Annotated in this window: 29 protein-coding genes; 15 read left to right on the forward strand and 14 right to left on the reverse strand. The window is 44.3% G+C overall.

The genetic code is table 11. From position 1 onward, the window contains the following. Nucleotides 1–12: 12 nt before the first annotated feature. A complete protein-coding gene (locus JGK36_RS22885) occupies nucleotides 13–2,844 on the reverse strand; it encodes a diguanylate cyclase (protein WP_293197076.1) in 2,832 nt (943 codons plus the stop codon). Nucleotides 2,845–3,362: 518 nt separating this feature from the next. Here JGK36_RS22885 and JGK36_RS22890 point away from each other — a divergent pair. The 5 genes from JGK36_RS22890 to JGK36_RS22910 all read left to right on the forward strand — a co-directional run bounded on the left by JGK36_RS22890 (nucleotide 3,363) and on the right by JGK36_RS22910 (nucleotide 9,136). After that, nucleotides 3,363–4,046, forward strand: a complete 684-nt coding sequence (locus tag JGK36_RS22890; protein WP_293201118.1) for a class I SAM-dependent methyltransferase — start codon at nucleotides 3,363–3,365, stop codon at nucleotides 4,044–4,046. A 302-nt stretch (nucleotides 4,047–4,348) separates the two neighbouring features. Continuing rightward, complete coding sequence (locus tag JGK36_RS22895; RefSeq protein ID WP_293176177.1) at nucleotides 4,349–4,894, forward strand: RNA 2'-phosphotransferase; 546 nt, start codon at nucleotides 4,349–4,351, stop codon at nucleotides 4,892–4,894. A gap of 71 nt (nucleotides 4,895–4,965) precedes the next feature. Then, entirely contained in the window at nucleotides 4,966–6,174 is a 1,209-nt protein-coding gene (locus JGK36_RS22900; protein WP_293191152.1) for an AAA family ATPase, read from the forward strand. A gap of 288 nt (nucleotides 6,175–6,462) precedes the next feature. After that, entirely contained in the window at nucleotides 6,463–8,655 is a 2,193-nt protein-coding gene (locus JGK36_RS22905) for a PAS domain S-box protein (protein WP_293197077.1), read from the forward strand. Nucleotides 8,656–8,842: 187 nt separating this feature from the next. Further along, nucleotides 8,843–9,136: a TIGR03792 family protein gene (locus JGK36_RS22910; protein WP_293149554.1), complete on the forward strand. Its 294-nt coding sequence runs from the start codon at nucleotides 8,843–8,845 to the stop codon at nucleotides 9,134–9,136. A gap of 80 nt (nucleotides 9,137–9,216) precedes the next feature. Here JGK36_RS22910 and JGK36_RS22915 read toward each other — a convergent pair whose 3' ends face one another. After that, nucleotides 9,217–9,606, reverse strand: a complete 390-nt coding sequence (locus tag JGK36_RS22915) for a type II toxin-antitoxin system RelE/ParE family toxin (protein ID WP_293201120.1) — start codon at nucleotides 9,604–9,606, stop codon at nucleotides 9,217–9,219. Beyond that, nucleotides 9,603–9,869, reverse strand: a complete 267-nt coding sequence (locus JGK36_RS22920) for a hypothetical protein (RefSeq protein ID WP_293197079.1) — start codon at nucleotides 9,867–9,869, stop codon at nucleotides 9,603–9,605. Before JGK36_RS22920 ends, JGK36_RS22915 begins: the two co-directional genes overlap by 4 nt. Before the next feature lie 184 nt (nucleotides 9,870–10,053). Here JGK36_RS22920 and JGK36_RS22925 point away from each other — a divergent pair, with 184 nt between their 5' ends. Together JGK36_RS22925 and JGK36_RS22930 are read left to right on the forward strand one after the other, a co-directional pair. Next, nucleotides 10,054–10,389, forward strand: a complete 336-nt coding sequence (locus JGK36_RS22925; RefSeq protein WP_293197080.1) for a DUF5674 family protein — start codon at nucleotides 10,054–10,056, stop codon at nucleotides 10,387–10,389. Further along, a complete protein-coding gene (locus tag JGK36_RS22930) occupies nucleotides 10,386–10,739 on the forward strand; it encodes a hypothetical protein (RefSeq protein WP_293197081.1) in 354 nt (117 codons plus the stop codon). The genes JGK36_RS22925 and JGK36_RS22930 overlap by 4 nt, the downstream gene beginning before the upstream one ends. Before the next feature lie 95 nt (nucleotides 10,740–10,834). Here the strand turns inward: JGK36_RS22930 and JGK36_RS22935 are convergent, their stop codons facing one another. The 8 genes from JGK36_RS22935 to JGK36_RS22970 form a co-directional block, all read right to left on the reverse strand. Then, nucleotides 10,835–11,293 carry a type II toxin-antitoxin system VapC family toxin gene (locus tag JGK36_RS22935; protein ID WP_293197082.1) on the reverse strand — a complete coding sequence of 153 codons (459 nt, stop codon included), beginning with the start codon at nucleotides 11,291–11,293 and terminating at the stop codon, nucleotides 10,835–10,837. Continuing rightward, nucleotides 11,293–11,535, reverse strand: a complete 243-nt coding sequence (locus JGK36_RS22940) for a hypothetical protein (RefSeq protein ID WP_293197083.1) — start codon at nucleotides 11,533–11,535, stop codon at nucleotides 11,293–11,295. The genes JGK36_RS22935 and JGK36_RS22940 overlap by 1 nt, the downstream gene beginning before the upstream one ends. Before the next feature lie 40 nt (nucleotides 11,536–11,575). After that, on the reverse strand, nucleotides 11,576–11,755 hold the full coding sequence (locus JGK36_RS22945; protein ID WP_293197084.1) for a hypothetical protein: 180 nt from the start codon (nucleotides 11,753–11,755) through the stop codon (nucleotides 11,576–11,578). 133 nt (nucleotides 11,756–11,888) lie between these two features. Next, nucleotides 11,889–12,170, reverse strand: a complete 282-nt coding sequence (locus tag JGK36_RS22950) for a type II toxin-antitoxin system VapC family toxin (RefSeq protein ID WP_293197085.1) — start codon at nucleotides 12,168–12,170, stop codon at nucleotides 11,889–11,891. Nucleotides 12,171–12,271: 101 nt separating this feature from the next. Beyond that, a complete protein-coding gene (locus JGK36_RS22955) occupies nucleotides 12,272–12,532 on the reverse strand; it encodes a DUF2281 domain-containing protein (protein ID WP_293197086.1) in 261 nt (86 codons plus the stop codon). Nucleotides 12,533–12,749: 217 nt separating this feature from the next. Further along, a complete protein-coding gene (locus JGK36_RS22960) occupies nucleotides 12,750–14,684 on the reverse strand; it encodes a hypothetical protein (RefSeq protein WP_293197087.1) in 1,935 nt (644 codons plus the stop codon). Between the two features lie 55 nt (nucleotides 14,685–14,739). Continuing rightward, nucleotides 14,740–16,245 (reverse strand): GTPase domain-containing protein, encoded by a 1,506-nt coding sequence (locus tag JGK36_RS22965; RefSeq protein ID WP_293197088.1) that lies wholly within the window; start codon nucleotides 16,243–16,245, stop codon nucleotides 14,740–14,742. 82 nt (nucleotides 16,246–16,327) lie between these two features. Further along, nucleotides 16,328–16,483 carry a hypothetical protein gene (locus JGK36_RS22970; RefSeq protein ID WP_293197089.1) on the reverse strand — a complete coding sequence of 52 codons (156 nt, stop codon included), beginning with the start codon at nucleotides 16,481–16,483 and terminating at the stop codon, nucleotides 16,328–16,330. 205 nt (nucleotides 16,484–16,688) lie between these two features. Between JGK36_RS22970 and JGK36_RS22975 the strand changes: the two genes are divergently transcribed. The 3 genes from JGK36_RS22975 (at nucleotide 16,689) to JGK36_RS22985 (ending at nucleotide 19,110) form a co-directional block, all read left to right on the forward strand. Continuing rightward, the gene (locus JGK36_RS22975) at nucleotides 16,689–18,062 is read left to right on the forward strand and encodes an NB-ARC domain-containing protein (RefSeq protein WP_293197090.1); all 1,374 of its coding nucleotides are present in this window, start codon (nucleotides 16,689–16,691) and stop codon (nucleotides 18,060–18,062) included. 147 nt (nucleotides 18,063–18,209) lie between these two features. Further along, nucleotides 18,210–18,686 carry a Panacea domain-containing protein gene (locus JGK36_RS22980; RefSeq protein ID WP_293176157.1) on the forward strand — a complete coding sequence of 159 codons (477 nt, stop codon included), beginning with the start codon at nucleotides 18,210–18,212 and terminating at the stop codon, nucleotides 18,684–18,686. After that, nucleotides 18,667–19,110, forward strand: a complete 444-nt coding sequence (locus tag JGK36_RS22985; protein ID WP_293191166.1) for a hypothetical protein — start codon at nucleotides 18,667–18,669, stop codon at nucleotides 19,108–19,110. The genes JGK36_RS22980 and JGK36_RS22985 overlap by 20 nt, the downstream gene beginning before the upstream one ends. Nucleotides 19,111–19,272: 162 nt before the next feature. Here the strand turns inward: JGK36_RS22985 and JGK36_RS22990 are convergent, their stop codons facing one another. Together JGK36_RS22990 and JGK36_RS22995 are read right to left on the reverse strand one after the other, a co-directional pair. Continuing rightward, nucleotides 19,273–19,407, reverse strand: coding sequence for a hypothetical protein (locus JGK36_RS22990; protein ID WP_293191168.1), 135 nt, complete (start codon nucleotides 19,405–19,407; stop codon nucleotides 19,273–19,275). A gap of 88 nt (nucleotides 19,408–19,495) precedes the next feature. After that, complete coding sequence (locus JGK36_RS22995) at nucleotides 19,496–19,714, reverse strand: hypothetical protein (RefSeq protein WP_293191170.1); 219 nt, start codon at nucleotides 19,712–19,714, stop codon at nucleotides 19,496–19,498. A 127-nt stretch (nucleotides 19,715–19,841) separates the two neighbouring features. On the opposite strand from JGK36_RS22995, the gene JGK36_RS23000 reads away from it, so the two are divergent. The 5 genes from JGK36_RS23000 to JGK36_RS33965 all read left to right on the forward strand — a co-directional run bounded on the left by JGK36_RS23000 (nucleotide 19,842) and on the right by JGK36_RS33965 (nucleotide 25,317). After that, nucleotides 19,842–20,663, forward strand: a complete 822-nt coding sequence (locus JGK36_RS23000; RefSeq protein WP_293191172.1) for a hypothetical protein — start codon at nucleotides 19,842–19,844, stop codon at nucleotides 20,661–20,663. A 535-nt stretch (nucleotides 20,664–21,198) separates the two neighbouring features. Beyond that, nucleotides 21,199–23,301 (forward strand): M3 family metallopeptidase, encoded by a 2,103-nt coding sequence (locus JGK36_RS23005; protein WP_293176147.1) that lies wholly within the window; start codon nucleotides 21,199–21,201, stop codon nucleotides 23,299–23,301. Between the two features lie 908 nt (nucleotides 23,302–24,209). Next, complete coding sequence (gene remA / locus JGK36_RS23010) at nucleotides 24,210–24,476, forward strand: extracellular matrix/biofilm regulator RemA (RefSeq protein WP_172193250.1); 267 nt, start codon at nucleotides 24,210–24,212, stop codon at nucleotides 24,474–24,476. A gap of 78 nt (nucleotides 24,477–24,554) precedes the next feature. After that, on the forward strand, nucleotides 24,555–25,118 hold the full coding sequence (gmk, locus tag JGK36_RS23015; protein ID WP_293176145.1) for a guanylate kinase: 564 nt from the start codon (nucleotides 24,555–24,557) through the stop codon (nucleotides 25,116–25,118). A 103-nt stretch (nucleotides 25,119–25,221) separates the two neighbouring features. Further along, nucleotides 25,222–25,317 (forward strand): hypothetical protein, encoded by a 96-nt coding sequence (locus JGK36_RS33965; protein WP_363319166.1) that lies wholly within the window; start codon nucleotides 25,222–25,224, stop codon nucleotides 25,315–25,317. On the opposite strand, the gene JGK36_RS23020 is transcribed toward JGK36_RS33965, so the two are convergent. Then, nucleotides 25,307–26,035, reverse strand: a complete 729-nt coding sequence (locus JGK36_RS23020; RefSeq protein WP_293201123.1) for a hypothetical protein — start codon at nucleotides 26,033–26,035, stop codon at nucleotides 25,307–25,309. The genes JGK36_RS33965 and JGK36_RS23020 overlap by 11 nt on opposite strands. Nucleotides 26,036–26,044: the final 9 nt, after the last annotated feature.

Raw genomic sequence — 26,044 nt, forward strand, 5'->3', positions numbered from 1 at the left:
TTAACTATTATATTATCCTAGAAATGCGGCAACCGAAACCCGATCGCGCCCAGCAGCTTTCGCGCGATACAGCGACTCATCGGCGATCGCAATTAACGTCGCAGGCTGCGACATCGGCGCCGGAATGCAGCAAGCCACACCCAAACTCAGCGTGACATATTCGCTGACACCAGACTGCGCGTGAGGTATCTGCAAACCCCGCACCTGTTGAGCGATCCTTTCAGCAACGCAAGCCGCACCTTCAATATCCGTATTCGGCAAAACTACCGCAAATTCTTCTCCACCGTAACGCGCAACTAAATCAGCCGATCGCTTTACCGAACACTGGAGAACCTGCGCCACTTGCCGCAAACACTCATCCCCCGGTTGGTGGCCGTAAGTGTCGTTGTAAAGTTTGAAGTAATCGATATCGCACATAATCAAAGACAGCGGCGCTTCTTCCCTCGCCAAACGCCGCCATTCCGCATCCATATAATCATTAAAAAAGCGGCGGTTTCTTACCTCAGTCAAACTGTCGTAAGTTGCCAAATACTGCAAGGCTCGATTCACTGTTTCTAACTGCCGTTTCTGCTGCTGCAACTGGCGGTTGAGCACCGTCAACTGCTGTTCGGCTGCGTGGGTTCTCAGCAAGTTTCTAACCCTCGCCAACAGTTCCCTCTCGTCAAAAGGTTTGGAAATATAATCGTCAGCACCAGCATCCAAACTTTCGATCCGAGCTTCCATGCCCGATCGCGCTGTCAAAAAGATTACCGGAGTCGAACTCAACTCCGGCGTATTCCGAATCTCTTTGAGCAAATCCAGTCCGTTTTGTCGGGGCATGATTTGGTCGCTCAAAATCAAATTCGGCTGCAAACTTTTGGCTTTTTCCAAACCTTCAACCCCGTCCATCGCCACCGCAACTCGATAGTACGGACTCAATAAAGTTTGGAGGTAAGCCAGCAGAGAATAGTTGTCTTCTACTACCAGCAACAGCGGTAATTCTCGGCTGTCAGGCGTTAATTGTCCCCCATTATTTTTGTCGTCACAACTGTTAGAGTCCGGCATCGGGGCGATCGCCCCAACATTTCCCTCGTCTGAGCAGCCAAATTCACTCATCCCTGCCAATTGGACGATCGCGCTTACCAACAGATTCGCCTCCACCGGCTTCGACAAATGCCTCTGAAACCCCGCAGAGAGGGCCGATGCCGAATCCTCCTCACGGACGCCTCCCGTCAGGGCCACCGCCGGCAGCAGTTCCCTTTGCTCGGACATTTCCATGGCTCTGATGCGGCGGATCAAATCGGAGCCGTCTGTTTCCGACACCGCCATATCGCTCACCAACACGTCGGGCCGCGACTGTTCCAACTGCGCCATCGCTTCGCAAGCGCTACTCACCGCTGTTACCTTGGCTCCAAATGCTTCCAGGGCAGTTTTGAGAAATTCCCGAATCTCGGCGCTGGTTTCCACCACCAGCACTTGCTTTCCGGCTAAGGGTTTGGGAACCGATTCCGCGTGGTTTTCGGTGCGGCCGATCGCGCTTTTGCGATCGTCGCGCGAATTGTTGCTGTGCGCTACGGGTAGCAGCACCCCAAACGTCGTCCCCATACCCAGGCCGGGACTGGAAGCCCAAACAGTTCCCCCGTGCAATTCCACCAAATGCCGCACAATTGAGAGCCCCAACCCGAGCCGATTTTGTTCCTTCGACTGGAAGCTATCTCCGGGGCGGAAGTAGTCAAAGATGTGCGGCACAAATTTGGGTTCAATCCCGCAACCGCTGTCGCTGACCCGAATCAAGGTACCCGACTCTGTAGGCTCGATCCGCACTTCAACTGGGTCTGGTGTCGATTCTGGGGTGAATTTGATGGCGTTGGCCAGGAGGTTCCAGACTATTTGCTGCAAGCGCTCTACATCGGCCACAACGTAGCTGACGCCCGGGTAGAACTGTGTTTCTACGCGGAGGTTTTTGGCCTCGGCGGCGGGGCGGACGGTCTCAATAGCCGATTCTATGACAGATGGGAGGTGAACCCGAGCCAGGTTCAGGCGGACTTTCCCCCGCAGCAGCCGACTCAAATCGAGGAGATTGTCTATTTGGCGGTTTTGCAATTTGGCGTTGCGCTCGATGATTTCCAAAGCGCGGTTGGTGGTAGCTTCGTTTAACTTGCGCGATCGAGCTAGCTGCACCCATCCCAAAATCGCGCTCAGGGGCGATCGCAGTTCGTGTCCCGCAATGCCCAAAAAATCGTCTTTGGCGCGGTTGACTGCGGCTTGGGCTGCTTCAACGGCTTTGCGATCGGTGATGTCAAATCCGATCGCCAAATACTGACAGGGTTTCCCGTTAAAGTCCAAAAGCGGAACTACTGCTGCGTGCACCCAATAATCGCTGCCATTCTTGGCTTGGTTCTTCATTTCTCCTTGCCAAACTTCATTTTTGGCAACTGTTGACAGCAGATTTTTGATTAATTCCGAAGACTTATATTCCGAATGGAGGATGCAAAAATGGCTGCCTATTAGTTCAATACGCGAATAGTTAGAGATGCTGCACAGTCGATCGCTGACATAATTGATAATTCCTCGGGCGTCGGTTCTCACCGCCAGTGCCGATTGGTCGATCGCTACTTTAAAATCTAAACCTTCTTGCAGCGACGAATCTAGTTCTTTTATCGTAGAAATTTGACTGAGGCGATCGCGCCGCTCCTGGCTCCGCTCTTGAATTTCCATTGCTTCTATTGTCCCCTGATGACTGACACCTAATCTACTCGCATCCTGATTAATTATCACTGTTTTTTCCGCACCGGCAGGTGTAATATTTTGTATATTTTTATTTTCATGAATGCTCGGCAAACAGCACATCCACTCAGGAGTCATACCATTTGAGATTCGAGATTTTAGATGAGGAATGAACAAGAACTATCGGGGTTGGGGATAGCTGCCTACAGTGGCACTATTTTGGAAAACTGGAGTCACCTGAAATTTTATTTGAAGTTTAGACTAAAATTGGTCAATCTGAAGACAGATTTTCTCAGATCTGCCCGCTGGGCCGCTGGCTGCAAAAACCCAACTTTTTTCTGAAAATTACCCTGCCGCATCTGGCACAAAATCTCTGCCCCAGGCTTTCGAGTCTCCCGCATTCTGCCTCACCTCCACATCCCAGATATATGTGCAGGGCTTGACAGTTCCCAAATAATTGGCTGGGAAATGGCTAACAAAGTCTGTGTTTTGCGATCGTCAGTAACTTCAGTTAAATTATTTTCTCCTACCTCTTGACAGGTCTGTAAATATTTTGTATTATAAAATGTAATACGACATTTAACCAAAGAGCAGCCCAACTGCATTAACGCACTCAACCATTAAAAGTTTGAGGAAAAGTTTCTGTGAATTTATCTATGAATTTAGACTTAGTACGCGAGCAATTTGAACAAAGAGCATTTGATTATGACGGTTTAATTCCCCGCCTCATTCCGCAGTATCGCGAGCAACACGAAATAATATTGCAATTAATTGATTTTGAAACCCATGCCAACATAAAAGTTCTAGATTTAGGCGCGGGAACTGGCATACTGTCTGCAATGATTTTGCAAGCATTTCCTCAAGCAAAAGTCACAGCCTTCGACATGGCGGAAAATATGCTAAAAGTTTGTCAAACTAACTTGTCCGCTTTCCAAGAACGCCTGACATTGCAGCAGGGAAACTTCGCCGAAGATGATTTCGGCAGCGGCTACGATTTAGTAGTTTCAGGGTTGGCAATCCACCACCTCGACGGCGAACAAAAAAAACAGCTATTTCACAAACTTTTTCACTCAATGAATGCCGGGGGAATCTTGCTAATCCGAGATATTGTCACAGGTGCTACCCCAAAGCTAACCGAGCAATACGAACATTTGTGGCGGCAGTACATAAAAGCTAATGGAGAAGACGATGCAGCGTGTTTTAACAGCTATCTAAAAGAAGATATTCCTTCCTCTGTCGAAGAACAAACAAAGTGGCTTGCAGAAGCTGGTTTTGCAGACGCAGCTTGTCACTGGCGCTATCTCAATTTTGCTATTTTTGGCGGAATTGTCCCCATGTAGAAGGCAAAGTTTTTCTAAAAAAAATACCCCTTAATAAAGGTACGTTGTTGGGCTTTAGCCCTCTTTATATATATGTCGAAAGAGGGCTAAAGCCCAACAACGTACCTATCTCTTTCCCAACAATAAAACCACGCTGCGACCTAAGGGGGATTTAGGGGGAGTGAGATTCAGCTATAAACGAGAGATACAAAAAAAATCATACTTGAGTTGACCGCATAATTTCACTCAATCCCTCTCCCAGTAAAAACAGATTAAATAAACCCGATATACCCACAAAATAACTCAATAAATTAAGTAAAAGGATGAACGATTCCCGATTAATAAAAATTAGCCGATATCTCAGCAAACACCTGCGCCACGCGCCCTCGCGCATCGGCATTCAACTCGCGCCGGGGGGCTGGATTGCTGTTAGCGAACTCCTCGATGCTTGCCAAAAAAATAACTTTTCTGTTCAGCCTTACGAACTCAAGGAAGTAGTCGCCCAAAACGACAAACAGCGCTTTTCCTTCGACTCGACAGGCACTCTAATTCGGGCCAACCAAGGACACAGTGTAGAGGTTGACTTGCAGTTAGAACCTGCTGTTCCCCCAGATATTTTATATCACGGAACAGGTAAGACTGCCGTCGAGTCTATTCTCAGTGAAGGAATTCGGAAAATGTCGCGGCATCACGTTCATTTGTCGGCGGACATTCAAACAGCCCGTAAAGTAGGTGCCAGACACGGCATCCCGGCAGTCTTGATTGTAGATACCGCAGCAATGCAATGCGACGGCCATACATTTTACTGTTCGGATAACAAAGTTTGGTTGGTAGATATGGTGCCGCCCAATTATCTAAAAGTATATTGAGAAAATCCTGTTTGGTTCTAGCAAGTGTGCGGCAAATATTTTAAAATAAGAGTAACTAGGAGTTTTACAAGATGAGTGCGGAAGATATGGGCGATCGCGACAACAATTTTAATCAAAACAACCCTCAAAATCGAGGGCTGCTAGGATCGGGCTGGCGACCTCTCTACCGTCAATTTGATTGGGAACACCTGCTGCACTTAGCATCTAGCGACCCTGTAGAACTCGCTCAAAAAACTTTAGATGCAGCCAGCGATATCGCCGATGCCATGGGACGACACCAGTATACTTGGTGGGCGAATATCTTAAATGTATTTTCGGAAAATACTCGCTACGAAATAGACGAGTTTTGGGATTACATTACTCCGCAGCCAGTTTACCCGGATTACCGTTACAAAGATGTTTTAGTCACCGAAACGCCTGTTGTTCAATTGGTCAGCCGCGCTAGCATTCCCATCGACTACGTTCTCAACAAACTCCAAGAGATTGCTGTTTTCAAAGTTCTGGATTTGCTGGGGAAACCGGATGTGATTACCCAGTTTTTTATGGAACGGCATTTTTCTTATCCGCGGGAGCGATTTGTTAGCTGGGAACGCTTGGAAGTTTTGGGTACTGTTTATGCTTATTGGGGACAAGCAGGCTGCTGGCTGCAAATTGACAGCTACGACAGGGGTCGGCGGTGCTACACTCTGATCTGCAAAGATATTGCGCCGTTAGTTAGCAAGGCTACTTATAATTTAGCGGTGATTCTCAGCGGGTACAAAAGCCGTGTCGGACAGGTTCACAGTTACTTCCCTATTCGGACTTTTTCTGCGGAAGTTCAAAGTTTTACTGATACTGTTCAGCAGGCAATTCTCGACCAAAATCAGTTGGCTGTGTTGGTTAGTGGCGAACCGGGGACTGGCAAAACTGCTTGGACTCAAGCGGTAGCAAAGGAGATTTTAGTGCCGCTGGGTTATGTGATCTTTATCTTAGATCATGATGCTGTGGAAAATTTTGTGCCGCCGAGTTATTTGGAGCGGATTTGCATTATTATCAACGAGGCTGATAATTTGGCTCAAGATCGATCGACCGCAGCGGCCCAACGCAGTAACAAAACTGAACATATTTTGAGTTTGCTGGATGGAACTCTGTATCAAAGCGTGATGGACGAGCACGGGATTCAATTTCAGCAGAAACTCGTAGTGTTACTCACTTGCAACACGATTGAAAGATTAGATCCTGCGATGCTGCGGAAAGGAAGAGTGGATTTTACCAGTGAATTTACGCACAAATTTGTTTGACGAGGCACGTAAAGTCTCACACACTTTGGGCTATTCACGAAGGGGGATAGCCTTGCCGCGCGTACTGCTGCGCCACCTCAAATGTTGAATAATTATGAGGAAATTTCCTGAATGTCAAAGTTTCGGGAACAATTTATTAAGTACCTATGGACACATCCCCTAAAAAATGATATTACTGATGGGTGAGACCCTCCAAGGGTATCACCCAAAACAGCCAATCAGGGGAAGAGTGTTTTAGGTCTGAAATAGATTTTTCAAACTTGACAGCTATGGAGGAAATCCCAAATCGTGCAAACTAAGCCAGTTAAGCAAGAAATTCGACTGGGAAGGTATGCCGGGGGGAAAATCCCGATCGCCCACCAACCCCCTGATGCAGCCATGTCCGAAAATAAAGAGGGATTTCGGCGGTTTGTGGAGCGATCCGCCGACGCCGTGGCAATGGTAGATTGTGAAATGCGCTATCTGTCAGTTTCTCGTCGCTGGGAAACAGATTGCGGGTTTGGTTGCGGTGAGGCCCTTGGTCGGTCTCATTGGGAACTGTTCCCAAATCTCCCGGAATATTGGCACCAAAATGCTCGCGCTTGTTTGGCGGGAGTTTTGGAATATAGCGAGTTTGTCGTAGGGCAATCGCCCGTATCTGTAGCAGGAAAAATCGAAGTTGGGGTCAGCGCTTCGGAAAAATGGGTATTTTTGCCGTGGAAAAATAACGAGGGTGCGATCGGCGGTTTGATCCTGTTTGCCGAAAAGATAACAGAAAGAAATTTCTACAATATATGGAGGCCCGGTGGCAAAAGCCAGCAGTTAGAAACAAAACTACAACTAACTCAAAATGCCCTCGACAATGCTGCTGATACAGTTTTTTTTACCACCTCCGACGGTCAAATTTGCTATGCGAATAAAGCGGCTTGCGATCGAGGAGGTTACTCGGAATCGGAACTGCTAAACCTGAGATTGAGCGACATCGATTCGCAATTGTCAGCATCGGATTGGCCAGATCGCTGGGTTGAACTCAAGCAGCAAAACAACCTTACTTTTGAAACCAGTTATAGAACTAAAAACGGCACCAGTTTTCCCGTCGAAGTTCAAGTCAATTATTTAGAATACGACGGCTGCGAATACTGCTGCACGATCGCCCGCGACATTTGGGCTCGCCTCGCAGCAAAATCTGCGCTTTTAGAGGCAAAAGAGCAACTTCAAGCCGTCTTGGATGCGGTGCCCGGATTAGTTTCTTGGGTAAGTTCCGATTTGCGCTACTTGGGAGTAAACCGACATTTAGCTTCCGCTTACCAAATGCCTGCGGAACTATTTACAGGTAAAAAAGTAGGTTTTTTAGATACAAGTCCCAAATTTAACGACTTAGTATACGATTTTTTTGTCGGCTCGAACCATAAGACCTCTCAAGAAGTAACAGCGAGCATCAGAGGAGAAAATAAAACTTATTTAATTGTGGCTCAAAAATATCAAAAAAATACGGCAGCAGTATTTGTGGGATTGGACATTACAGAAAGCAAACAGTCTTTGTTGGCTTTGCAAGAATCGGAAGAACGCCTGCGCCAGCAAGCGGCAAAATTAGAGCGGACGCTGTTAGTTTTGCAGCAAACTCAAACTCAACTGATTCAAACAGAAAAGATGTCATCTCTAGGGCAGTTGGTAGCAGGAATAGCGCATGAAATCAACAATCCAGTTAGTTTCATTTCTGGCAACGTCAGCCACGCCACTGGCTACATTCAAGAACTGCTGCGTTCGATCGACCTTTACCAAAAAAATTATCCCGATCCAGCTCCGGAAATTCAAGATTTGATGGAAGAATTAGACTTAGACTTCATCAAAAAAGACATACCAAAACTGCTAAATTCAATGAAAGTCGGTTCGGAGAGAATTCGGGATGTTGTGCGATCGCTCCGCTTGTTCTCGCGTACTGACGAACCTGAAATGAAGCCTGCGGATATCCATGAAGGTTTGGACAGCACTGTGCTGATCTTGCAAAATCGCCTCCAAGCTAAAGGGGGACGGCCGGGTATTTCTCTAGTTAAGGAATACGGGAATTTGCCGCGAGTCCGCTGCTATCCGGGACAGTTAAATCAAGTGTTCATGCACTTGTTGACAAATGCGATCGACGCTTTGGAAGCAGAGGGAAGAAATCCGGAAAAGTATGGTACAATCCAAAATCAGTCTTTGTTGTCTGCCGGTAGCTCGGGAACTGAAATATTCAATCCCGAAATTCGGATTCGGACAGAAGTGATAGGGGAGAGCGAAGTGGCGATCGCCATTAGCGACAACGGCCCTGGAATGACTGAAGAAGTTCTCTGCCGTATCTTTGACCCTTTATTTACCACTAAATGTCAGGCCACGAGCACAGGTTTGGGATTGGCAATATCCCAGCATTTGGTAGTAGAAAAGCATGGTGGTGACTTGCTGTGTATTTCTCGTCCGGGAGAGGGAACTGAGTTAATCGTTAAAATTGCGATCGGTAACGATTAATCGATTCGATCCAAACCTGGAATTATTTGAGGGTGCTTTTCCTATCAGAATGTGGCGACTAAGGACTAATGTTTTTTCACTAAGTTTTGTAGGTGCGTCAGGAATGAATCTTATACGAGATACCAATCATTTTTTGCCTGAGGCACCCTACAAAATCTACAATCTACAATCTAAAATCTAAAATAATATGGTAATTGAATGGCTGAGATTTAAAGTACCTCGCGAAAAATGGGAACAGTTTATTCTGCGAGATGAAGAAGTTTGGACGGCCGGACTCAAAAGTTTTCCCGGTTATTTGGGCAAAGAAGTTTGGGTGGATGCGGTGGAAAATGAGGTGCTGATGTTGATTCGCTGGGAAACTAGGGAACAGTGGAACTCGGTGCCGCAAAGCACAATCGATGAGTTGGATGCTAAAATGGGGGATTTGCAAATGCCGATCGTCGAAAGTCGCGAATATCAAGTTCGCAAGTTTTTGCATTAGTATCGCAACTCGTACAATCATCGCAGTGTTTGGTATTTGGTATAAAGGGCGATCGCTCTTTCATTTTAGGCGATCGGTCGTCAGAAACCAGAAAGGGTGATCGCACTCCGTACAATGATCGCAGTGTTTGGTATTTGGTGTGAAGGGCGATCGTCTGGTGGTTCAGTACCTAGAGGGGCTTGACGACGGTGACGAATGTGTAATATCGCGACGGTATCGCCCTCCACCACAAACAGAATCCGATAGTTTCTTCCTTTACCAACCCACAGTTGTCGAATTTCCCGACCAATGATGGCAGCTTCGGGTGCGACTGAGCAACGGTAAGGAAACTCTTGTAGGGATGCGATCGCGTCTTGGATATCGTAGTACCACTGATTTGCCGCATCAGCACTCAGATAATCGCACATCCAACGGTAGGCAGTTTCAATTTCTTGAAAGGCAGGTGGCTGAATTAGAACTTGATAACTCATAGACGGGGAGGAATGTTGAACTGCTGCTGTAGGGCTGTCATAGCTCGATCGACTGGGATTCCTTCACCTCGATCGAAGCTTTCAAGTCCTTTGCGGATGCCGATGATGGCTTCGAGGTAGTCGATGCGCTCTAGCAGTTGTTCGTAGGTATTGAGTTGGGGGTGTGGAGGCGATTTGAGCGATCGCACCAAACTGAGAAGATCCGCAAGCAGTTCGTCAGGGGTGCTATCGATTTCTTGGATGAGGAGTTCTTTGATAGTCATCGCGGCATCTCAGGAGGATTGATACTTTGATTATAACAAGTGTCGATCGCTCTTTTTTAACTCAAGCATCGCGCTCCGTACAACGATCGCAGTGTTTGGTATTTGGTATGAAGGGCGATCGCAACTCGTACAATATCACACTGTTTGGTATAATGTTATAACTGAATCTAAAACATAGACAGAGATGATTAATCTGATTCAAGAGCGTGCGACTCAAGAGCAACTTGAAGAAATGTTAGAAATCCTTAACAGTTATATTAAACTAGCAGTGGATATCGAACGGGGAATTTTGGCAGGTGGTGGAGAACTTCACGCTGATTGCGAAGCTGTGTTGCTTGAAAATGGAAGCAAACAGGTAGATATTTGGGGAGCAGATTGGTATCCGCTGACAGAAGAGGTAGGATATGAATCTCTAATCAATATCCGTCCCCGTCAAAACAATCGTTCGATGGAAATTCAAGATCCGATGATTCGAGAACAAGTTGCTCAGATCGTTCAACAGTTATTAGGAGGATTATGAGAGATTGGAATGCTTTAAAGGAACGCTATTTGCGAGACGAATTACCCATTCGTTTGGGAAATTTAGCATCGAATTTGGCACGAATTAAATCTCGATGTCAAAATGTAGCTAATGGCGCAATAATTGAAAGTCTGCTGCAAGAAAGTAAGCTGTTTATTGAATGGACTGCTCAAGATGCAGAGATAGAAATAGCTGCTGAGTTAGTTGAGTTGCAGATTCAGTTAGCTTGCTGGCAGTATTCTTGGGCAGGGATTTGGGAGGATGCGGAACAACGAATGAGGGTTGGAGAAGAGGGAAGGATTTGGTCAGAAAAAGTGCTGAATATGTCGGGTTTATTGGCTGGGAATTAGATAAATGCGATCGCTCTTTCATTTTAGGCGATCGCTCGTCAGAAACAACAAAGGGCGATCGCTCTTGATGCGCGATCGGGCGAGATCCTTCATCCTTACTCTGGCGATATTAAAATCCAGGATTCCAACTCAAATGGCTGAACTGATTTAATACGCTGGAAATCTCGATCTGCTGTCACTAAGGTGAGTTGATGCTGGAGTACAACGGCGGCAATCCACAGGTCATTTTCGCCGATGCCCAATTGAGTCATGTTGGTTCTACGGCGCTGGGCTTTGTCTTTTGGGGCGTAGCGATCGAAAACTGCCGCTTTGAGGTTGCCGTAAATTTCGGCGGTTGTTTCGTCGATGGGGTAGATGTATAGCCCAAGCAGAAAGCGTTGAACTAGGGCAAGATTAGCCTGTCGTTGTTGCGATCGCGCCGCCATGTCAATCAGTTCACCCTTGACAATGGTGCAGGTGGCGATCGACTCATCCCCAAGGCTTGCAAGGCGATCGAGTATTTGAGTGTTGCCTAGTAAGGCATAGCTACAATGGTTGGTATCTAGGAGAAACATTATTCAAAGGGATTGGGGCTGTAGTCAAATTGTGCTTCACCGCGTGAATTTTGGACGGCTTCTAGACATTCATGGAAGTCGTCGCCTGACCAAGTGCCGATTGTCTTGAGGTGAGCGAGGAAGGATTTAGCAGATGTGATAGAAGGTTTGGTGGAGAGAGATTTCATGAAGCTGAGGGCTTCGACAAGCCTTGTGCTGGGCAAAGCTTCGATTGCTTCCAAGAGTTGTTCTTTGATGGTCATAGGGTGTGCTGGGGTTCTTGACTTACGGGCGATCGCTCTTTCATTTTAGGCGATCGGTCATCGGAAATAACAAAGGGCGATCGATCTTGGTAGAATCATCGTACTGTTTGGTATTTGGTGTGAAGGGCGATCGCTCTTTCGTTTTAGGCGATCGCTCGTCAGAAACAACAAAGGGCGATCGCTCTTGATGCGTGATGGCGATCGCACTCCGTACAATCATCGCAGTGTTTGGTATTTGGTGTGAAGGGCGATCGCCCTTTCATTTTAGGCGATCGGTCATCAGAAACAAGAAAGGGCGATCGCTCTTGATGCTTGATGGGGCGATCGCAAGTATAAACTTTTTGCTTTTTTCATCACCACACCCGCTGAATTGGATAAGCATCAAAAGCCTCATCGCAACTAATCAAAACCAGCGGATGATTCATCGTCTGTGCTACCAGAATGCGATCGAACGGATCTCGGTGATGCAGAGGAAGACTTGTATAAATCTCCGTGTCTTCAAATGTAATTGGTAGAATTTGAACGTTAATGTATTCCAATTCTTTCGGAAGGTCTTCAAACGCTCGATTCAGTTGAAGCTTGCCCACATTAATTTTAATTGAAATTTCCCACAGGCTGGCAATACTAAAATACAAAACCTGTTTTAGTATCGATCGCTTCTTTTGCTTTACTACCTAGATTGGAATCACCAAGCAAGTACCACAGAAAGGCATGAGTATCTAAAAGGGATTCCATGTTACATATATTCCTTTAAATCTTCCAGCGGTTCATCGAAATCATCAGACATAACGATCTGACCTGCCCAACTACCATAACCATGAGGTTGTTCATGTTGTTCTGGAGATGATTCAGTTTTTGCGTGTTTCTCAAGTAAATATTTTGCATAATGCAATATCTCTTGTTTGAGAGATTCTGGCATCTTGACGACAGTTTGAAAAATCTGTAGATCGATAGTCATGATTTTTCTGAAATTTTTACGCTTATCATGCTTACTCATTATACTGTAATTGCAGTCAGAAGGTATTTGGTGCGAGGGGCGATTCCCTACGGGATAGCTACGCTTCACGCATTCCGTACAACGATCGCAGTGTTTGGTATTTGGTGTAAAGGGCGATCGCTCTTTCATTTTAGGCGATCGGTCATCAGAAACAAGAAAGGGCGATCGATCTTGATGCGTGAAGGGCGATCGCACTTTGTCACCATCTTCATCAAGTTTAGATATCTTCTAAACGCTCACGAATTTCAGTTACAGTTGTTATCGCACCATCAAGGGCTTGAAGCAGCTTACTTAAACTTTCACCTTCACGTCGAATTACTTGAGCAATACTATCGACCGACTTTTGAACAGAATCCCGAAGTTTGTCAGCAACTTGTTCTTGCAAATCAGCAGATGCCTCATCAGCTATACGCAAAATTTGTTCCTCAATCTCTTGTTTAGCCTTTTTTTCTTCTGCTTGACCACTCATCCAGCGTCGAATAGCAAAGAAGACAGCACTTCCTAAAGGATTAAGAATAACACCTAGTAAGGAAGCTATAATTGCATCAAAAGTAAAGATGCCAATAATATCGTCCACAATACTGTATTGAACCTCAGACACTGCTCTATTAAGTGCATTATCAAGCGCTTGACCAGAACCCGTCAAATTGAGACTACTGCTATCAAACGATTCAAGAGATACCCCCTTTGACAGCCTTTCCCTTACCGCTTGCTGCTGAAGTTCAGCCAATTGTGATTTAAAGGTTGCTTCTAGCAGCTTGCTGATCGAATCAGCTTCATCATTGATTGTGCGCTTAATATCTTTAGGCTTAATACTTTCACGCAATAAATCTTCGACCTCTGTTTTCCAACGATCTCTCAATTCTTCCTGAACAGCTTTAGCACCGAACTTTTCAGATCCCCACCACTCTTTCGGCCACAAACCCTTAATTCGATCCTTCACAGATACACTAGGTTTCCATCCGTCAAGTCCATCTTTGATTTGAGAATACAAGTCGCGTTTTAGACGATTTTTTAGGCTTTCTAATCGAGAGCCTAAAAGTGTCATTATGGAGTTAGAATTGACAGAAACTTTGATTCCTAATTTCTCTAAATCAGCCACCAATTCATCAACCGCTCGCTTTGTTCGCTCATTTTTTAGAACCTCTGCTGTATTAGTTAGAGAGCGTTTGAGAATTATTTTAGGACGATCCAATTTGATTTGAATGCCCTCTTCCAAAAGGATACTTTTCAGAGCATCCCTCACTTCGGTAAGCTCAATTTTTCCGTAACGTCCATAGGTTCCTGTTTCTTCATCCAAAATCCTTTGGGTTGTAGTAGCCGGAACAATTGTTAGCGTTCGCTTGAATAGGTTACTTAATCCACCGAAAGTTTTACCTCCCCAAAGAATCCACTTCTTTTTTTTCTCCCATTCCTTTTGCTGCTTATCAATTTCTGGGATATTCTGAGTTACTGTATTCCACTTGTTGACAACAATCAGGGCTTTTTTGTTAGAAGCATTTTCACGTGTTAGCTCACTCGCATCTTTGAGTCCAACTATATGCCGCATAACAAAGTCATAATCATTAGCGGTGAGATCGGATTGAGCATTAGATAGAAAAATTAGACAATCAGCCTTGTTAATAAAAGGAGCAATTGTAGTATTATCGTGAACAACACCCCCTGTCCCTGGAACGTCAACCAGTCGAATGTGGCTAGATTCAACCAAGAATTCATATACATTTGTGGTTGCAACTTCACCAGCAATAATGACAGCATCTTCAGTCGGTTGAAAGTTACTGCTGGAGCGAAGCCATTGATTAAGTTGATCGGGATTAACATTAAGGAAATCGCAGATCATTGATGTTTTACCAGCACTTACGGCTCCCATGAATACCAATGTGAAATAGTTGACATTCTCTTCACAATCTTTGAAATCATCTTTCACTTCTCGAATGTACTCACGAAGTCTAGTAGTAAGGGCAGTAAACTCAGAGAAAGTCTGAAGCTTGTTGCAATGCTGTAACAGTTGTTCGCAATAACTTTCTTTCAACTGGAAGATAGGTTGAAATTTTTGGGAAATATCGTTGATTAAAATCGGAGCAAAATCATCAAGCAGAGTATTTGCATTGATGCTAACGCGGAAAGTCTTGTAAGCTGGTTGTTGTGTCATTTTTTTTCTCCTGTGTTACTCGAATATATACATTTGTAAGAAAAATCGAGCTGAGTCAATCAATAGAGGTGAAAACATCATAAAAAGATTCTAGGGAATCCGCATGATTTTTGTAAAAATAATATTCTTCAACGATGTTAATTTTTGTCAAATTTGTAAAGATATTTTCGGAAATATTTTTTTGGAATTGAGCAAGCCAGTTATCAATTTCATTGGCTGCCCTATTGTAATATTGATTAGATTGTTCAATACTTTGATTGTAGCTATCTTCATCTTTATCAAGAAACCAATAATCATCGAAAGCATCCCAAATTTCGTAGACGGAGCTTCTCAAATTAGATGTAATCGACTCACTACTTGGTTCGCTAATTTGAAAGCTTCCGAATAAAATTCTTGCAATAATTAAAATATTACTTCGCAAGTTACTAACAAATATCTGAAATTCAGAGACTATTTCATTCTGATATCTATCTCGGCATTGAGTAGACTTATTCTTCTTCCATTTAAAATTCTCACCTAGCCAGAAACGCTCATCACTTGTAGTTTTATAATTCCGTAACTCCTGAAGACAAGATTCTCTAATTTTCCCAATGCGGTTAGATAATGTATCCATTTCTCTATTAATTGATTCATTTATTTGTCCGATTACTGTTTGAATTTTAGCTGTCATTTGTTCACCCAGTTTTTCTTCACTTTTTCGTAATGCGATGTAACTAGCAATTACAATTGAATATTTACTGGCAACTTCAAGTAATTCAACTTCAGCACGATTGATAGCACTGTTAGAGTTAACTTCAAGAGATTCGTAAATCACTTGCCTTAATTGACGCTCTCGATCTCTATCTGAATGTCTTCTTGCTTCGGCTACTGAAAATGATACAATGGGAATCTCATAGTCGAACAGCCTAGCAATTCCTTCAAATTCCATCTTTTCATTACCATCACGCAGAAAGTTGATATAGCTCTGAATTTGCTTCTGTTTCAGTCTTTCAGGTAAATCAGACAGACAATCTATTTTGTTGATGACAATAACAATCCGTTGTAATGCTTTGCTTTTGAGTACCTCGTTGCTTTTGAGAAACTCGTAAAAATGTCTCGGAATCGGATAGCTAACATCAAATACAAGTAGTAAAAGATTAGCTCGACGTATGATGCCTTTAACGATTGTGTCATCCTCTTCGCAAAGAACAGAACCTAAACCAGGCAAGTCAATAATCACTGTTTCTTCATCAATTTTGGCTTCTTGTGCTTCAGAGGTTTCACGAATAGATGCTTCTTGGAAAACGCCTGATTCTCCACGATTTAGAAGGTGATTACCAAGAGCAGATTTGCCTGCATTAACCATTCCAACTAATGCAATAACTTTTGTATTGCGATAATCGTGAAGAAACTCCCAAAAACTTTCAAGTCGCTGGATGTCTTGCTGAACAATTTCGGCAAGATTAACTTTTGTGAAGGTAGAATCCGTCTCATCATCCAGAAGTATTGTCTCTTCAGGAAGATTCTCTAAAGCCTCGATTAATGAATCCTTAGTGTCCGAAAGGCTTGTGAAATCAGTCAAGTCTTTCCTCCTTACAATATACTTATATTGAGGTTAGAGTAACTTTCTAGGAAAATTTTCTTACCGTAAGGGGTAGCGCTTGTCATTTTTTGTCATCTTTGCCCTTTCCCATTCCCACAACGGCTGCACCTACGATAAAGAATGCAATAATTGCCCCTAAAGGCCCAAGGGTTGCCAAGAGAGTCAAAACTATTGCGCCAAGCACCATAACTCCCAAAAACTTTAAAATTGCATCCATACCCTCTCCCCGGTCTAAAAATTACTTATTAGTCTGCTCTCATTTTCTTGGGAAATCAAAGTTTTGCCAACTCAAAAATGTTCGATTTTGTTAGTAATTTTGTCAGCTACTCCAACTGACCCTATGTGACAAATGTTAGAAAATGTTAGACAATGTTAGAAAAGGTTAGGTATAATACGGAAAATCACGACATCCACAATACTGCATGAATCTTAAGGAAGTGTTAAAAATGGTGGACGAGATGGTGTTTGCCAAGACGGGTCAGCACCTCGATAACTTACAAGAGGCAATTCTGCGAGGAACCATGCAAGGTGAGAAATATACCAAAATTGCCGAGGATATTCACTGTAACGAGACTTATGTTAGGCAAGTTGGTTCGCAATTATGGCAATTACTTTCAGAAGAGTTGGGAGAAGATGTCAATAAAAAGAATTTTCGATCGGCAATTCACAGGTTTCAAGTCTCTAATGTTTCAAACTTTGCAAAAGATGTTGTTGTAGGAATTGGTATCTTTAACCTGTGTGGAGAACCTAGACACCCGCCAGATATATCAAACTCACATAATGACGAAAAATCTAACCCAAAACAAACTAAAACTCTACATCAAGATTTAAGCGAAATGCCGGAGTTGGGTAATTTCTTCGATCGCACTTCCGAACTCCAAACCCTCACAACCTGGATTCTACAACAAAACTGCCGCCTCATCACCCTCACCGGCATCAGCGGTATCGGCAAAACATCCCTAGCAGTACAACTCGTACAACAAATCAAAGACGAGTTTGAGTACGCAGTTTGGTACACCCTAGACGAATTTCCCACCATCGATAAATTTCAATCTAACCTAACACAGCTTTTTTCCCAGTCAGAAAACCTAGATTCATCCCCAACAAACCAGAAACGCTTACCACTAATTAAATATTTACAAAACCATCGCTGTTTAATAGTCTTAGATGACGTTCACAACCTTTTATGTAGTGGCGAATTAGCAGGAAAATATAAACCAAAATACGAAGAATATCGATCTTTATTCAAACAAATACAAAAATTATTCCATCAAAGTTGCTTTCTGCTAATCGGTTGGGAACCACCCAAAGAAGTTCCTCAACTCACCAGCGAAAATACTCCCATTCGTACCTTACAACTGACTGGTTTAGACACCGCAGCCGCACGGGAAATCCTCAGAGATAAAGGATTAACAGAAATCGATAATTGCGAAGCACTCATTCACCGCTACCAAGGCAATCCGTTATGGTTAAAAAGCGTGGCGACTTTGATTCAAGAGTTGGGAATCGGCGCGGCAGAGTTATTAATAGATGATACCATATTGTTGCCGGAAGATTTGAAAGATGTTTTAGATGAGCAGTTCGATCGCACTTCCGAACTAGAAAAACAAGTCCTGTCATTGTTGGCGAAAGAAAACCAGCCAGTCAACCTAGCAAAATTGCTCCAAAATGGACAAATATCATCATCAGATTTGCTCAACGCCTTGCAATCTCTATCGCGGCGTTGCTTGATCGAAAAACAGGAAAGTCTTTACACTCTGTCACCTGTACTGAAGCAGTATATCAAAGGATTGTAACCGAGATGTTGTACTAATATCAATAAGCCTTTTATTTCTTAGTCTGCGGAGGCAGACTTTGTTTGTGTAGTAGCGGTTTCAACCGCCAAATCATAAAAGAGGGTGACTGTGCTATCATAAAATACAAAACATATTGAGTCGAGTTATATGACAACAATAACTACAGTCACAACAGCCTCCCAACTCGCTGATTACTACATCTGGTTCGCGAATGATGTAGGCTCCTACCTCAGCAACCACAAGCTACAAAAACTCTTGTACTACGCCCAAGCATGGTATTTAGCCTTTGAAGATACACCGCTGTTTGATGAAGATTTTGAAGCTTGGGTACACGGGCCGACTATCCCGGCTTTATTTTATGAATACAAAGAACAATTTGACTTTAAGCCAATTCTGAAAGAAGTCGAAAAACCAGAGTTTCCCAAAGAAGTACAAGAGTTTTTAGACGAGTTATCCGATGATTACCTCTTTCGGGATGCCTATGAGTTAGAATTGATGGTGCGACGCGAAGATCCTTGGATTAATGCTAGAGGTGAGTTGCCAAAAGATGAACCTTCTCATGCTATTATTACCAAGGAATCAATGAAAAAATTTTACAAAAGCCGTGTCATCGAAGAAGCATAAAAAAAGACAAGATACAGAGATTCGCAGTCAACCATCTTCGGCAAGGAGAGAGGTTGTCAATATCCAAATTCCAGAAGGAATTAGTTTTTCTTTCAGGTATTATCAGGATGAGAAAAATAAGTTCTCAATTGGCGGTAGAGATGCTAAGTATCTAGCATCTCTATTGAGACGGCTGCGGGATTTGTCGCAATTGAATGCTCAAGAAGTTATCAATAATCAGAGTAAAAGTTTGCGTTGTCATGGCATAGCTTGGCAAAATACTACCGAACCTAATGGCTTCGGAATTCCCAATGAATCTGCGCTAGTAAATATGCCCTACCAGTTTCAAATCTCTGCTAATGAATACGGCAGGGTACATGGATTTTTTAGTGAAAATGTTTTTTATATTGTCTGGCTAGATCCAGAGCACAATCTTTACAGTTGAAATTATAATAAACTACCCACGGTCAGGACACGACACTCCCGTGTCCGACCTTGATATTGTGCACTTCGACTAAAGAAACCGGGTTTTTTACCGATTCTGTGGAACTCACGAAATATTATCGCAAAAAACCCGGTTTCTGAACCCCATGCGTAAGTCCTAATTTTAAGCAAATTTAGCATAGAGAGCTGAAATAAAATTAACGCTTAAAAAGCCGACTGCTAGGACGAGGATGATAAAGATTGTGATACTGAGAATAGACTTGAGCCGATCGGCATTTTCGGGTTTTTCTGATTTCATTTGTCAAGTCTTGCTGTAAATTATATCTGAGAAATTGAGAAAAAGTAAATTATACCAATGCACGAACAAAAACGCAACTACCGATCGCCTAAAAGCTTCGATCGCCCTCAGTAGGTGGCAGTTTTAATCTCAAATCGAAAAATGGAAAATCTAAAATCGACTGGCCTGTGCAGCAATTGTCGATCGCCTGCCTGCGATCGCGCCCCCGTCCTGTAAAATAGAGGGCGCCTTGGGGCTCAGCTTTTAACAGCCCCAATTGTGGGCGACAGCAAGACCACAAGCAAATACATAATAATGTGTCAATCATCCTTAACTTACTGAATTAGGTAAAAATAGAAGAGTGCGCGGCAATAATCAAAAACATATAACTGAAAAAAGGATATAAATGAATGCTCCACCCAGTCTCGCAACCTTACCAACAACGAGAAAATACTATGACCCAAAGAGCCGTGCGGAAGCCAAACCCCTCTGTTAGAAACCGCTTGAGGCCAAGTTTTCCTCAAAGGCACTGGCTGGAGGTGGCAGAGTACGCCTCTCTGGCGGCCTCTGGTTTGGGTTCCTTGGCGGTGGCAGTGTCTGGTCAAGCTTTTTACGGGGTGGCTCCCCTAACCTTGGCTTTGTCGCTGAATGTGGCTAATCGGTATCGGTTCGAGCAGCAAGTGCGGGTTCATCAAACTTCGGAATTGGCCCAAGTACAAAAGTCTGTAAATAAGGTCGAAAAAACGGCGGTAACGGTAATTGTTAAATTGCGGAGGCATTTGTCAGCAGATATTGCAGCGCTGCGCCAGCAAATGGCTGCATTGCCTAGGAATGCAGCTTTTGAGGAGTCGATCGATATTGAGCGGCAATTGCTGAGTTTGGGAGAGTCGGTAGCTTCTTTGCAAGAAATTGTGGCGTCTGCTGTGCTCGATGTTCGCCAGCAGGTGAGGGAACAAATGCAAGATTTATCGGTGGGCCAACCGACAAATATCGAAGCTGTGGAACAGGCGATAGAACAACTGCAAAGTGCGATGAAGAGCTTGACAGAAACTGCTCTCACCCGAGATGACTGGGAATTAGTAAATACTCGATTTTTGGAAATCCAGAAAGTTATGGCTAATCTGCAAAGCCAAGTGCAAGCTCCTGCGTACCAATCGACTCCGGATTTGTCTGTAGTTCAAGCTCAAATTCACCGTTTGGAACACGAGCAGCAAGAAGTTGTCAAACCTCATCTCAAGCGCTTAATCTCGGTTGTCAAGGAGTTGCAAAACAGTTGACAGTTGACAGTTGACAGTTGACAGTTGGCAGTTGGCAGGGGAGCATCTGGTTTTGGCAAAAAGCATTTTTTTTTACAGTGCTGTCCCCACTCGCGTATTGTACAATACGCGAGCGGGGACAGCACTACAAATGCAAAACTGAGATACACCCGTTGGCAGTTCGCAGTTGTAATTGTTCATTAGGAATGAGAATTAAATAACTTACAATTTTAATTATTGTGGGATGGGCGTCCCGCCCGTCCCGAAAAGACGGGCGGGACGCCCATCCCACAAATATCTATAAGTTATTAAATTTTCGTTCCTTAGTCAGTTGTAATTGATCGTTAGTCATCACTCAGAAGGAAGATTTTCCCCCTCTCCCCCCTCTCTCCCTCTCCGCCTCTCCCCTTCTCCCCCCTCTCCCCTTCTCCGCCTCTCCCCTTCTCCTCCTCTCTCCCTCTCCCGGCTGGAGTCGAATTTTTTAGACAACTGTGTTACAAATTGAAAAGGTAATCTGTCTAGTTCACCTGTTTTCAACCTGTTACAAGAAAATTAAATGACCGCAACCGTAACTGTTACTGATAACCCGTTATTAATTGGCAAAGGATTGCCACCGTTTGATGCGATCGCACCAGAACACGTAGTCCCCGCCGTTACGCAACTGCTGACGGAACTAGAAGCCGAGTTAGCTGCCTTAGAAGCCTCTGTTGAGCCGACTTGGAGCGGCTTGGTAGAACCATTGCAGCGGCTCGGAGAGCGTTTAAATTGGACTTGGAGCATTGTCGGACATTTGATGGGGGTGAAAAATAGTCCGGAATTGCGATCGGCTCACGAAACAGTGCAGCCAGAAGTAGTAAAATTTGCGAGCAAGCTCAGTCAGAGCAAACCGCTTTATGAAGGTTTTAAAGCGCTGCGGGCCAGCGAAAATTGGGACAGTTTAGAGCCAGCTCAACAACGAATTGTCGAAGCCTCACTCCGAGATGCTCAACTCTCCGGCGTCGGTTTAGAAGGCGAGCAAAAAGAGCGTTTCAATGCCATTCAATTAGAAATGGCAGAAATTACTACTCAATTTTCCAATCATGTCCTCGACGCTACCAAAGCTTTCAGTATCACCCTCACAAACAAAGACGAAATTGACGGTTTACCGCCGAGTTTGTTGAGTTTAGCAGCTCAAGCAGCTCGCAGTGCCGGCGCCGAAAATGCCGATGCCGAAAATGGCCCTTGGCGGATTACTTTAGACTTTCCGAGTTACGGGCCTTTCATGCAGCACAGCACTCGCCGCGATTTGCGCGAAAAGTTGTACAAAGCTTTGATCGGCAGAGCTAGCAGTGGAGATTTGAATAACTGGCCTTTGACCGATCGCATTTTAGCACTGCGCCACGAAAAAGCTGCTTTGCTCGGGTTTAGCAGTTATGCCGAATTGAGCTTGGCGAGCAAAATGGCTCCTAACGTTACAGCAGTGGAAGCTTTGTTAGAAGAATTGCGCTTAGCTAGCTACGATGCTGCTGTCAAAGATTTAGAAGAATTGAAAGCTTTTGCTAGCTCTAAAGGTGCGCTGGAATCTGCGGATTTGAAGCACTGGGATATTGGTTTTTGGTCGGAAAGACAGCGGGAAGAAAAGTTTGCTTTTAGTGCCGAAGAATTGCGTCCTTATTTTGCTTTGCCGCAGGTATTGGAGGGGTTATTTGGATTAGTAAAGCGGCTGTTCGGCGTGACGGTAACGGCGACGGACGGTCAAGCTCCTGTCTGGCACAAAGACGTGCGCTATTTTAGAATAGATGATGAAGCCGGAAATGCGATCGCCAATTTCTATCTAGACCCCTACAGCCGCCCAGAAGAAAAGCGCGGCGGTGCTTGGATGGATGAGTGCGTGGTGCGCGCTAAGTTTGTGGAAGCGGGAAAAACAACAACGCGCTTACCTGTGGCGTATTTGGTGTGCAACCAAAGCCCTCCGGTTGATGGGAAACCGAGTTTAATGACTTTTGTGGAAGTAGAAACTTTGTTTCACGAATTCGGCCACGGTTTGCAGCATATGCTAACAACGGTAGACTATCCGGGGGCTTCTGGCATCAATAATGTTGAGTGGGATGCGGTGGAATTGCCCAGTCAATTTATGGAAAATTGGTGTTACGATAGGGCGACTTTGTTCGGGATGGCAAAACATTACCAAACTGGGGAAACTTTGCCGGAACACTATTACCAAAAGCTGTTAGCAGCGCGCCACTACATGAGCGGCAGTGCCATGCTCAGGCAAGTACATTTTAGCAGTGTTGATATTGAATTGCACCACCGCTATCGATCGGGCGGCAGCGAAACTGTGGCGGATGTTCGCAACCGCATCGCTAAAACGACAACTGTGTTGCCTCCTCTGGAAGAAGACGCATTTTTGTGCGCTTTCGGGCACATTTTTGCGGGCGGCTATGCGGCGGGCTATTACAGCTATAAATGGGCGGAAGTCCTTAGTGCTGATGCTTTTGCGGCGTTTGAGGAGGCGGGTTTGGAAGATGAAAGTGCGATCGCCTCTACAGGTAAACTCTTCCGAGATACAGTGTTAGGATTGGGCGGCAGTTTGCACCCGATGGAAGTGTTTAAAACATTCCGAGGACGCGAACCGAGCACTAAAGCTTTGTTGAGACACAGCGGTTTAGTTGCGGCTTAACAAACTGTCCAATAATTGAGGATTAATGCAGGTAAATTTATCTGCATTAATCCCGCTAAAAAGCGGGATTAAAAAGTTTGTAGTGAGGACTTTAGTCCTATAATTTTTATTTACATATAATCCAATACAGTTCACTTAAGGTAGATTCCCCCTAATCCCTAATCCCTTAAAGTTCGGATGGCGTATTAGACGCAACTTTCATATTAATAAATAAAGGTACGTTGTTGGGCTTGAGCCTCCTTTATCTATACTTCTAAAGAGGGCTAAAGCCCAACAACGTACCTAATTTTATAAGAACAATATCGAAGGGTTATAGTAACACTTTTAAATTGGTATTAATAGGACTAAAGTCCTCACTACGAAACATTTTTTTTGTAGAACATCATGCAACAAACATCTGTAGTTTGGCACATCATCCCCAATCTTTTTGTGAAAAATTGGGGATGATGTATGCGCCACGTGGCTATCCCGTAGGTAATCGCCAGCAGCTTTTGGATTAGCTTGAAGGCCCATCAAAGCAGCATCAATCTCAATACTGTCAGTATAAACTGCCTTTCGTGAATATTTTCTATCATTAATCAGTGATGGTACTTAACTTTCCCTCCACCTGAAACTTCCTTTATATTTCGCAACATTTACTGGCGGTTTTCTCCATACAGCTAAAGCTTTTATTCGCAACGAAAAATTGAGAATTTTACCGAATCTTTAACATCCAGCGGTCACCAGCGGTAGTTTTTTAAAGTTTTGATAAAGATTGGCAGACTCTGCTTCAAAAAAGAGCAAAAAATGAAGGTGAAAATTTAAAACTTTTTGTTATGAATAATTTTAACTTGCCAGAAAAAATGTATTTATATATGATAATAAGTAAGGATTGATAGTTACTTGTTCACCTATAGATTGAGATATTCATGGATATTCAATTAATTAATATCGGCTTTGGTAATATTGTGTCGGCTAACCGAGTGATTGCCATTGTCAGTCCCGAGTCAGCGCCAATTAAGCGTATAATTACTGATGCGCGGGAGCGCGGACAACTGGTTGATGCTACTTACGGCCGCCGCACGAGGGCGGTAATTATTACTGATTCGAGTCACGTTATCCTCTCGGCGATTCAGCCGGAAACGGTTGCTAATCGTTTTGCGATCGGCAAAGACGGTCAAGGTCGGGATGATTGAGGTTTGTTGGTTGCAATTTGAGCACTTACAGTCTAGAGTAAGCGAAAACTCAAATTGTGACACGTTTCTCTTCTAAAAATGAAATCCGGTAAATTAATTGTTCTGACGGGGCCTAGCGGTGTGGGGAAAGGCACCCTAGTGCGATCGCTCCTCAACCGCCATCCCGAATTATATCTTTCGGTATCGGTGACAACTCGTAAGCCCCGCGAGGGAGAAATTGAGGGACAACACTACTATTTTGTCAGCCGCAGCCGTTTTGAGGAAATGGTTGAGGCTGGCGAATTGGCTGAATGGGCTGAGTTTGCTGGCAATTTTTACGGTACTCCATTTTTTGCTCTCAAACAGGGAATCGGCGAGGGAAAATGGGTAATCCTGGAAATTGAACTCGAAGGAGCAAGGCAAATTAGAAATAAGTTTTCTGAAGCTTTGCGAATTTTTATTTTACCTCCTTCTTGGGAAGAATTGGAGCGCAGGCTGCGGAGTCGGGGTCAAGATTCCGAAAGTGCGATCGCCCGTCGGTTGCTGCGGGCTAAAGAGGAGATTGAAGCTGCGGGCGAATTCGACTTCCAAGTTGTCAACGACGATTTAGAAGTTGCTTTAAAAAAACTAGAATCCGTGTTGTTTGTCAGCGACCGGAAATGAGGGGATGATGATGTGATATTATAGCCTTTCGAGCGAAAGATTCGCGGACGATTGGGCATAGGGCAAACCGGGCATAGGGCATACCTCACTTTTTTGAGAACCAATTACCAATTACCAATTACCAATTACCAATTACCAATTACCAATTACCAATTACCAATTACCAATTACCAATTACCAATTACCAATTACCAATTAACTTCGGTACTTTTCTTGATAGCAACACAAGATTTTAAATTCAATTCTAGAGTTTCGGACGCAGGCGAAAATTTCCTGAGCGGTTCTATTTCGCGAGCAGAACATCCCAACATTTCCATATAAGCTAGTGTCCAGCCAATAGCTGCAATGTCGCTGACATTGCCTTCTCCGGCGCACAGGTGACAACCCGATTCGCCCTCGGGGCTGCACTCGGGACAAACCCAATTGTTGAGTTGTGAATTTAGCTGAATTGTGCGGGATGCTGAGGAAATTGTCAATGCTTTAATGTGGTTTTGAACTACTTGTTTAAAACCTCTGTTTGGGTTGGTGCGGTAATCGGAATTGTTGGGCGATCGCCCGTTAGCGAAGCCCTCGAAGAGGATCGCCATTCCTGGCTGTTGCAACGAAGCCCCAGATGCTGTTTTGTTATCTGTTTTGACTCCAGATTCACCCAGGTTCGCCGTTAGCTGAATGCCGTAGTCTTTCGACTCTTCAGTCTGAGAGCGGCTGAGTGCGCTGTCAGAATCGGATGCTGTGCGATCTTCTTCGAGGGCTTCGCGATCGGCAAAATCTTGCATCGAGAGGTGATGTTCGATCGCCAAAGACCAAGTTCTTTTATGTCTGAGATCGCCATATTTTCTGGCTTCGGCATCAGTAATGCCGATCGCCGCAGCCTCTTGGCGCAGCACATTCATCGAAGTCATGACATCTGATATCATTAGTTTGTT

Origin of the sequence: Microcoleus sp. PH2017_35_SFW_U_B (assembly GCF_020737865.1) — a bacterium.
Classification (GTDB): Bacteria; Cyanobacteriota; Cyanobacteriia; order Cyanobacteriales; family Microcoleaceae; genus Microcoleus.